Source organism: Arcicella sp. GW822-FHT02H01, from assembly GCF_058802005.1.
Genome location: NZ_JBXANT010000001.1, coordinates 49,599 through 58,847, shown reverse-complemented (window position 1 = coordinate 58,847; position 9,249 = coordinate 49,599). Strand labels below are relative to the sequence as shown.

The 9,249-nt window shown below is 35.0% G+C and carries 9 protein-coding genes; 7 read left to right on the top strand and 2 right to left on the bottom strand.

The window, feature by feature from the left end:
* Positions 1–4 precede the first annotated feature (4 nt).
* The 7 genes from gcvH (at position 5) to AC1RNE_RS00215 (ending at position 6,131) form a co-directional block, all read left to right on the top strand.
* On the top strand, positions 5–385 hold the full coding sequence (gene gcvH, locus AC1RNE_RS00245; RefSeq protein ID WP_492799057.1) for a glycine cleavage system protein GcvH: 381 nt from the start codon (positions 5–7) through the stop codon (positions 383–385).
* A gap of 114 nt (positions 386–499) precedes the next feature.
* Positions 500–1,768, top strand: a complete 1,269-nt coding sequence (locus AC1RNE_RS00240; RefSeq protein ID WP_492799056.1) for a dihydroorotase — start codon at positions 500–502, stop codon at positions 1,766–1,768.
* A gap of 113 nt (positions 1,769–1,881) precedes the next feature.
* A complete protein-coding gene (locus AC1RNE_RS00235; RefSeq protein WP_492799055.1) occupies positions 1,882–2,433 on the top strand; it encodes a DUF4199 domain-containing protein in 552 nt (183 codons plus the stop codon).
* A 3-nt stretch (positions 2,434–2,436) separates the two neighbouring features.
* Entirely contained in the window at positions 2,437–2,970 is a 534-nt protein-coding gene (locus AC1RNE_RS00230; RefSeq protein WP_492799054.1) for a DUF4199 domain-containing protein, read from the top strand.
* Between the two features lie 136 nt (positions 2,971–3,106).
* Positions 3,107–3,829 (top strand): gliding motility-associated ABC transporter permease subunit GldF, encoded by a 723-nt coding sequence (gene gldF, locus AC1RNE_RS00225; RefSeq protein WP_492799053.1) that lies wholly within the window; start codon positions 3,107–3,109, stop codon positions 3,827–3,829.
* Positions 3,830–4,097: 268 nt separating this feature from the next.
* Entirely contained in the window at positions 4,098–4,400 is a 303-nt protein-coding gene (locus tag AC1RNE_RS00220) for a DUF4286 family protein (protein ID WP_492799052.1), read from the top strand.
* 258 nt (positions 4,401–4,658) lie between these two features.
* A complete protein-coding gene (locus tag AC1RNE_RS00215) occupies positions 4,659–6,131 on the top strand; it encodes a Gfo/Idh/MocA family protein (protein ID WP_492799051.1) in 1,473 nt (490 codons plus the stop codon).
* Positions 6,132–6,402: 271 nt separating this feature from the next.
* On the opposite strand, the gene AC1RNE_RS00210 is transcribed toward AC1RNE_RS00215, so the two are convergent.
* Positions 6,403–7,692 (bottom strand): M28 family metallopeptidase, encoded by a 1,290-nt coding sequence (locus tag AC1RNE_RS00210; protein ID WP_492799050.1) that lies wholly within the window; start codon positions 7,690–7,692, stop codon positions 6,403–6,405.
* Between the two features lie 239 nt (positions 7,693–7,931).
* The gene (gene lepB / locus AC1RNE_RS00205; RefSeq protein WP_492799049.1) at positions 7,932–9,131 is read right to left on the bottom strand and encodes a signal peptidase I; all 1,200 of its coding nucleotides are present in this window, start codon (positions 9,129–9,131) and stop codon (positions 7,932–7,934) included.
* Positions 9,132–9,249: the final 118 nt, after the last annotated feature.

Below are 9,249 nucleotides of genomic sequence, written 5' to 3'. Positions count from 1 at the left end.
ACAGATGAATTTTCCAGCAGAGCTTCGTTATACAAAAGAACACGAATGGGTGAAATTAGAAGGTGATATTGCTACAGTAGGTATCACAGATTTTGCACAAAGTGAATTAGGAGATATTGTATATGTAGAAATTGAAACAGCAGGACAAACCTTAGCACAAGACGAAATTTTTGGTTCGGTAGAAGCCGTTAAAACTGTTTCTGATTTATTTTTGCCAATTGCTGGCGAAATCTTAGAAGTCAATGAAGCATTAGTAAATGCTCCTGAATTAGTAAATTCTGACCCTTTCGGTGAAGGTTGGATGATTAAAATGAAAGTAGCTAACATTGCTGATGTTGAAGCCTTGATGGATACTGATTCTTACAAAGAACACGTTGGATATTAATCCAAAACAGATACTTTATAAAGCCCTGACAATCAGGGCTTTTTTTTGATGTACAAAGCCCAGTGTTAATCATATCTAACAATCTCTTTTTTCAACCTGTGGTAAAACATAAATATGAAAATTCTTATTCGTTCCGTTAAAATAATTTGTAAAAACAACGACCTGAACGGTCAGGTAAAAGATATTTTTGTCGAAAATGGTAGCATCCAAAAAATTGAGGACGAAATCGATTTGGATGCCGATGAAATTATTGAAGGTAAAGATATTTGCGTATCAATCGGCTGGTTCGATTTACGCGTACACCCTAAAGAACCAGGACACGAATATAAAGAGAGTTTTCAATCGATGGAAGCTGCTGCCCTAGCGGGAGGTTTCTCTGAAATTGCTTTGTTGCCTAATACCAAGCCCGTAATTCAAACACGCGAAAGTGTGAATTATTTAAAACGAGCTGGAGAAAAAGTAAAGTTCCATCCAATGGCGGCTGTTACTTTAAAATGTGAAGGAAACGATTTTACTGAAATGATAGACCTTCATCATGCAGGAGCTATCGCCTTTACTGATGGTGAAAACCCTATTCAAAATCCAGATATTTTCTTAAAAACATTACAGTATCTTTCTCAATTCGGTGGCGTATTGATTAATCGTCCAGAAGACACTAACCTTACTCATTTCGGTCAAATGCATGATGGCATGATGAGTACTTTTTTAGGAATGAAAGGAATGCCTCAAATGGCTGAAGAAATTATGCTAATGCGTGATTTGAAGTTGTTGGAATATGTATTGAATACTCCGTTTACTGACTTGCCTGTTGATAAAAGTGTATTACATTTCTCTGGTATATCTTCGGCAGAATCAGTAAATTTAATCAGAATGGGTAAAGATATTGGTCTTCCTATTACTTGTGATGTGTATGCCCATCAGCTTTGTTTTACTGAAAATGATTTGTCAGAATTCAATACTAATTTTAAGGTAAACCCTCCTTTCCGCACGCAAGAAGATGTAGATGCCCTTTGGGATGGTTTAGAAGACGGAACAATTGATGCCATTGTATCAGACCATAACCCACAAGATGAAGAATCTAAAAAATTAGAGTTTGATATGGCAGAATTTGGGGTAATCGGGCTAGAAACTCTTTTCGCTGCTATTAATACGTATAATGAAAAAATTTCACTGGAAGATTTAATAGAGAAAATCACTGTAAATCCACGACAAATTCTTCAACTTAGCGTACCAAAAATAGAAGTAGGCGAAAAAGCTAATCTGACTGTTTTCTCGGAAGACGAAGAATGGGTATATCGTGAGAAAAAAATTATCTCTGCCTCAAAAAACTCTCCATTTATTGGAAAAACATTGAGAGGGAAAGCGATAAAAGTAATTGTTTAGCTGTGAGCTATAAGCCTTGAGCAGTGAGCTTTAAGCTTTTAATTGTATTGTATAAAAACTCACAGCTTATAGCTCAAGGCTCACAGCTAAATCATCATTTTACCAACAAAAGAATGTTTAATAAATCGTTTACAAAAACAATCATCATATACGGTATTATTGCAGGATTGCTGACTTTAGCTTATTGTTTTGTTTTAAAAAGTATAGGCCAGATTCCTTTAGATGGTAAAAAAGCACCTTCTTTATTATTTAGCATTGTAGTGATGATATTTGCGGTAAAAAACTATCGTAAACACAATCCAGATAGTACGCTACATTTCTGGGAGGGTTTTGCTGTGGCTAATCTTACAAACATTGTTGGAGCGTGCGTTAGTGCTTTAGGGCTTTATTTTTGGTTGAGTGCAAGTGGCAATACTATTCTAGCCGAATACATAGAACAAACAACAGCTATGCTTAAAATGCCAAAAGTAAGAAATGGATATATCCAAGAAATGGGAATAGCATCTTTTAATAGTATTTTGGAAGCTTTTAAGATTTTATCTCCTAAGGACATCGCCATTGACGAAATTATTGGTTTGAAAGGCAAAGTGCCACTCGGAGTACTCATTTCAATTATGATTTCTCTGTTTTTCAGACGTCAATATCAATATGTAAAAAAACCTTAAACAATGGAAAGCCAAACTACTACCACAAGAATTGCGCTAAAATGGGGAATTATCGCAGGGATTATCTCTATTATCCTATCAGTAGGCACTCAACTTTTAGGAGTAAAAAATAATCAAGATGTTTCTACAGGCTTCTTCTTATTTCTAATAGGATTGGCATTTACTTGTTTAATACAAGTATTGGCAATGAATGATTACAAAAGTCAGAATAATGGCTTTATGGATTATAGTGAAGGCTTGGGAATAGGCTTACTTTCTGGCGTTATTTGGGGAGTTGTATCTGGGGGCTTTAATATTCTTTATTTAAAGTACATCGATAATTCTGAAATGATTAAACAAGCCAACCTAATGCGCCAAAAAATGGAAGAGCAAGGTGCTACAGATTCGCAGATGGAAATGAATGAAAAAATTATTGGTTATGCTACAGACCCAAGTATTGGTTTTATTTTCACCGTTATAGCGGGCTTTATTGGTGGCTTAATTGTGGCTTTGATTATCTCTGCAATTCTGAAAAAAGAAAAATCGATTTTTGAATAATGTTTTGTAAATAATTGAGTTAACTAAGAGTTGTGAATTAAAAATACTTTATGCATCCCTTTAATTCACACAATAACGTCGTTTATTTTACATTAGCTAAAAGCTAGCAAACTCAATTTCAAATTTTTAAATTATCATGTATCAAATCTTCAAAAAAGAAGTAAATACTTTCCTAAGCTCCATCGTCGGTTATATTGTTATTGGTGTATTTTTTACTGCAACTGGTTTATTCGTATGGTTTTTTAAGGACAATATTCTTGATTTTGGCTTTGCAGATTTATCATCTTTTTTTCAGATTGCTCCTTTTATCTTTTTATTTTTGATTCCCGCCACCACAATGCGAGCTTTTGCCGAGGAAGTAAAAACGGGTACGATAGAATTATTATTTACTAAGCCACTTTCTACTTGGCAAATTATTTTAGGGAAGTATTTCGCTAGCTGTTATTTAGTTTTGTTGGCACTTTTACCCACGACTTTATATTATTATTCTGTATATCAACTAGGTAATCCACAAGGCAATGTCGATTCGGCTGCTGTGTTGAGTTCTTACTTGGGGCTTTTCTTTTTGGCTTGTGTTTTTGCGGCTATTGGTATTTTTACTTCTTCCCTAACAGATAATCAAGTAACAGCATTTATCTTAGCTTTTACAATTTGTTTAGTACTTTACTACGGAATAGGTCAACTGGCTCAGTTGCCTTTTTTAGGGGATTTCGGCTATATTTTCGCTCAAATAGGACTCGATTATCAGTATGATGCTCTTGGAAGAGGACTCATTGATTCTAGAAATGTTATCTATTTCATCTCTGTTATTTTCTTAGCACTTTGGGGAACAAAGATTAAATTATCGACTATTAGGTGAGTGTTTTCTTTTAGGACTTTAAGACTGAAAGACGCTAGACACAAGATTTAGAAGTATAGGATTTTGAACTTTAGGCCTGAAAGACACTAGACTAGATTTAGGAGTATAAGATTTAGGACATTGTAAATAAAAAGACACAAAACTAACTAAATCATAATTCGCAAACCTACAATTCAGTCATTATCAACTAAAAACAATCACTAAATCACAACTCACTAATTCACTAACTAAAACAAACCCACAACTCACTCATTCACCATTATCTTTTATGTTATTTCATAATATCACATACAATATCGATATCAACTCGGAGCAAGATTTTCTTGATTGGATGCGAGCCATTCATGTGCCGAAAGTAATGCTAACAGGCTTTCCTAAAAGCTACAAAATCTTGAAGTTATTGACAGAAATCGATAACGGTGGTATAACCTATTCTTTCCAATACGTCTTTGATAGTATAGAAGGGTTTGAAGTGTTTGAAAACGATTATTTAGATGATTTGAACGATGCTGTTGATAAACGCTATCGTGGCAAATACGTTTTCTTTCCTAGCCTGCTACAAGAAATTTAATTATTGAACTACATCTATTTTAAAGCATATTTTAAAAGCCACTGATAATACCATTACAAACCTCCTATTTTACTACAGCTAATGAAAAAAAAATACTCATACTTTACCTTCTTATACATGTTTTACGATTTGTGGGCTATTACTTAATGCTTAACAAATAGAATTCGTCATAATTATATTTATCACTAAATCAGGACAATTATTTGGGATAATAAACCTAATTTGTAGCATTATTCTAAAACAAATTCCAATTTAACTATGTCAGATTCTAAACAACAAAACTCCAGAAGAGATTTTCTTAAAACGAGTTCTTTGGCGTTGGGTAGCTTTTTTATTGTACCCCGTCATGTATTAGGCAAAGGCTATATTGCTCCTAGCGACAAACTCAATATTGCAGCCATCGGTGCAGGTGGTAAGGGGCAGTCCGATATTATTAATGCTTATAATAATGGGACTTCAAATATCGTAGCATTATGTGATGTAGATTGGGGCAGAACCAAAGGAACCTTCGAGAAATTTCCTAATGCCAAAAAATACCGTGATTTTAGGGTAATGTTACAAGAAATGTCTAAAGACATTGATGCGGTAACGATTTCAACTCCCGACCATTTCCATGCTTATGCAGCGATGCAATGTATGCAAATGGGGAAACACGTATATGTACAAAAACCGTTGACACACAATATTGCAGAGGCTAGAATGCTGACTAAGGCTGCAAAAAAATATAAAGTAGTAACCCAAATGGGAAATCAGGGTTCGTCTAACCCTGCTCAGAATACAGCTATTAAATGGTTTGATGAAGGTAAGATTGGGAATGTTCATACTGTAAATATTTGGACGAATCGCCCAGTTTGGCCTCAAGGAATTCCTGTTCCCACAGACAAACCACCATTGATTGAATCCATGGCGCCAAAAGATTGGGATACTTGGGTTGGACCAGCACAGTGGGTTGATTATCATCCGCTTTATCACCCTTTCAAATGGCGTGGTTGGTGGAATTTTGGTACAGGAGCATTGGGTGATATTGGTTGCCATACGATTGACTCTGCTTTTAGAATTTTAGGCTTAGGCTATCCAACTGAAGTGGAATGTAGCGTAGGCGCTGTATTTATCAAAGATTGGACTCCTGAGTATATTCCTGAAGGTTGTCCGCCTTCATCGCACGTTGAAATTAAATTCCCTGCAACAAAGAAGAACAAATCAGCGATGAAGATGATTTGGATGGATGGTGGTATTAGACCAATGCACCCAGATTTGATTCCTGCTAACGAAGCCATTAGTAATGACGGTGGAGCAAACGGTATTATTCTTACGGGTACAAAGGGCATCATGACGATAGGTATGTATGGAAATGACCCTAAAATATATTTGAATTCAGGAGAAAAAATTGAAGCACCTAAAGTAGCCCAGACTGATGTAAAATCTTTACCAGAATATGGTCATCAGGTTAGTTGGACAGAAGCTTGTAAAGCGGGGTACGATAGTAAAGCGCATAAAGGATTGACATCTTCATTTGATTATTCAGGGCCACTTACCGAAACGGTATTGATGGGAAATTTAGCTATTCGTAGTTATATGCTTCGTAAGAAAAACGAAAAAGGAAACTTTGATTTCTACGGAAGAAACAAATTAATTTGGAATGGTGGCGATATGAAAATCACCAACTTTGATGATGCCAACCAATTTGTTGGTCGCGAATATCGTGAAGGCTGGAAAATTGCAGATGTATAGTATTTAAATATGAGTCATCCCAATTTTTTTCTAAAATTGTGCTTTTTGGAGACAATTTGAGAGGTTTTCTACTTATATTATTGTCTAGTCCTTACTTTTCTTGTCTTGAAACAAGAAAAGTAACAAAAGAAATTCAAGAATTCCTAAACTCGCTACCGCTCAAACAGTAGGAATTCATTGCCCATCAATCATAAAAAAGCGGTCGGAAAAATAATTTCGACCGCTTTTTTATGATTTTAAAATTCGAGATGACTCATGTTATTGACAAAAATTAATCTACCTCCGCTTTATTGACTCTTTTTGGAGTAACCTTTCCATCCACCATTGGCTTTGAGCCTACCGCTATGGCTTTAATCATATTAGTCATGTGAGGCATATCTAAACTTTCAAACTCATCATTAACAGAGTGATATAATTTATCAATATCAATTTGGTCTGATGAAATAGAATGAGCAGGCACACCCAATCTTGCTAAAGTAGCATTGTCTGAACGATAAAATAAGTTTTGTTCAGTATATGGGTCGGGATGAAAACTATAACTTGTACCTTTTACGGCTTCTTGTAGGAATGTTCCAAAGTCAGAACGTTCAAATCCAGTAATAAAAGCTGAATTAGCCCCAAATTTTGATGGTTTACCAATCATTTCAATATTAAACATCGCTACAATTTCATCAGGATTTAGTTGCTTTGAAAAATATTGTGAGCCATACCCACCAATTTCCTCTGCGGTAAAGCATACAAAAATTAGAGTACGTTCAGGTTTGCCTAATTTTTTATAATAATCAGCCAAAGTAACAACGGCAGTAGTACCAGATGCATCATCATCTGCCCCGTTAGCAATAGAATCTCCTTCAACGGCTTTTTGATAACCAAGGTGGTCGTAATGCCCCGAAAAAACCAAATACTCATTTGCTCTTTTTCCTGGAATCATTCCCGCTACATTTGCAAGTGGAAGCGTTTCTATACTATTCTTTAGCTCTACTTTTATTGAACTCAACTGGCTAGAATCTGCTAAAACGAATAATTGTGATTCTCCTTTACCTACACTTTCACTCAATGAGCCACTTCCCAAATAACGTTTATAGTTAGCAAACATCTTTTGATGTTTAGGATTAACCAGTACAATAGCATCTAGGTTTTTCTTTTTGATTTCGCCATAAGCTTTTCTCAAATTATCATTTTCGTTAACATAGAAGACGGATACTTTAGAAGGGTCGGTCCATGACAGAGATTCTTTAGCTGTCACAAAAAAGTATTTGTCATTTTCAAGGGTTGTATTATTCAAAGAAACAGCAGCTTGTTGTGGCTTCAATGAATACATATTGAATTTTTGTTCAAATGAAGTAAGTCCAGTCAAAGGTTTTAATCCAATTCTCTTAAATTCATTTTGTAGGAATAGTGAAGCCTTTTCTATACCAGGCGTAAAAGTTCTTCTACCCATCATATCATCGGCACTAAGGGTTTTGATGATTCTCGCTACTTCATTCTCTTTAATTCCTGATTGTGCAAAACCATGAAAAGTAACAAATGATGTAAAGATTACTGTGAATATTTTTCTCATATTATCATTATTTTTTTACTACAAAAATAAATCAATAGCTCTGTAAACAAACTTATTCTTTTTTTATTTTCAAGAATTTCGCTGAATGTCCTTAATTAGCGAATTAGTGGTTATTTAAGCTTATGAATAACATATATTTTCAGCTTATAATAGTCCTGAAATACATATTTATCAAAATATCGGAGTAAATCACTATCAAAAACAGTGATTTACCCCGATATTACTAAAGAAGAATCTCTTTAATCCACCAATCTAAATACCCTATTCCAACGAATTTTGCTAAAGAAACTCTTGTTGGGGTCTAAAGACATCCAAGTGAATACAGCTTTGCCAACGATATGGTCAGCAGGTACAAAGCCCCAATAACGGGAATCAGCCGAATGATGTCGATTATCGCCCATCATAAAATAATAATCTTGCTTAAAGGTATAAGAACTGATTGCCTTACCATCAATCAAGATTTTATATCCATCAATTACAACATTTTTATTCCCTTCATAATATTTGATAACATATTTATATTTATCAACATTGACAGCATTTAGTGGAATCGTCAAGCCTTCTTTAGGAATCAGCAATGGTCCGAAGTTATCCCTGTTCCAAACATAAGAACTACCAAACATCGCTGTAGATCCATCATCATTCGTTCTGCTATCTTGTAAATCAGCCATCCCTTTTGGCATAATTACTTTTTTAATGTATTGTACCCAAGGTTTTTGCTTTAATACATCTACGTTTTCTTGTGATGTATTGATAACGTACCTAAAATTACTTTTGGTAGAATCAATATTTTGAATTTCATCCATCGTATAAGGAATAGTAAAGTTGTCATTAGGCTCGCCAGCACCATCAACACCATTGGTAATGCCCATTTCTTCAAAAATATCGGCCTCCTCCGCACTTAAAGTCTGTAAATCTTGCTTGGCATAAAGCAGGTATTTGTGTTGCATCTTCACAGGATTGTCCATCGGTTTCCCATCAACATATACTTGTGTATCTCGTATTTCAATGGTGTTACCGGGTGTTCCTATACAGCGTTTGATATAATACGTTCTTAAATCAATGGGAGCATCCCCATCAGGCGTAAAATTGGGTACATTAAATACTACTGCGTCTCCTTGCTTTACTTCTGAAAAGCCTGGCAAGCGTTTGATTGGTAAATCTATCCATGATAAATAAGATGGAATATTTGTTCCCCATATTTTCTGATGTGTCAAGGGTACTTGAAGGGGTGTTTTAGGCGTACGAACGCCATAATGTAGTTTGCTTACAAATAAGTAATCCCCCACCATCATAGAGCTCTCCATCGAAGAGGTTGGAATGGTGTAAGCTTCAAAAAAGAAGAAGCGAATTAAAGTGGCTGCTACTACTGCGAATACTACGGAATCAATCCATTCTCGGAAAGGCGATTTTGTTATAGGTTCTTTTTTCTCTGTCATTTTATCTGTCTTGAAAATATGTTTCCTATCGTTAGTCGGAAAAATATTTAATCAATTACAGTAATTGAAAAGAATTTTATCAATAATCTATGAGTTGATAGATTGGCTATAAAACAAA

Coding starts and splice junctions, on each gene's coding strand:
- gcvH (WP_492799057.1), top strand. CDS start 5: ATGAATTTTCCAGCAGAGCTTCGTTATACAAAAGAACACGAATGGGTG.
- AC1RNE_RS00240 (WP_492799056.1), top strand. CDS start 500: ATGAAAATTCTTATTCGTTCCGTTAAAATAATTTGTAAAAACAACGAC.
- AC1RNE_RS00235 (WP_492799055.1), top strand. CDS start 1,882: ATGTTTAATAAATCGTTTACAAAAACAATCATCATATACGGTATTATT.
- AC1RNE_RS00230 (WP_492799054.1), top strand. CDS start 2,437: ATGGAAAGCCAAACTACTACCACAAGAATTGCGCTAAAATGGGGAATT.
- gldF (WP_492799053.1), top strand. CDS start 3,107: ATGTATCAAATCTTCAAAAAAGAAGTAAATACTTTCCTAAGCTCCATC.
- AC1RNE_RS00220 (WP_492799052.1), top strand. CDS start 4,098: ATGTTATTTCATAATATCACATACAATATCGATATCAACTCGGAGCAA.
- AC1RNE_RS00215 (WP_492799051.1), top strand. CDS start 4,659: ATGTCAGATTCTAAACAACAAAACTCCAGAAGAGATTTTCTTAAAACG.
- AC1RNE_RS00210 (WP_492799050.1), bottom strand. CDS start 7,692: ATGAGAAAAATATTCACAGTAATCTTTACATCATTTGTTACTTTTCAT.
- lepB (WP_492799049.1), bottom strand. CDS start 9,131: ATGACAGAGAAAAAAGAACCTATAACAAAATCGCCTTTCCGAGAATGG.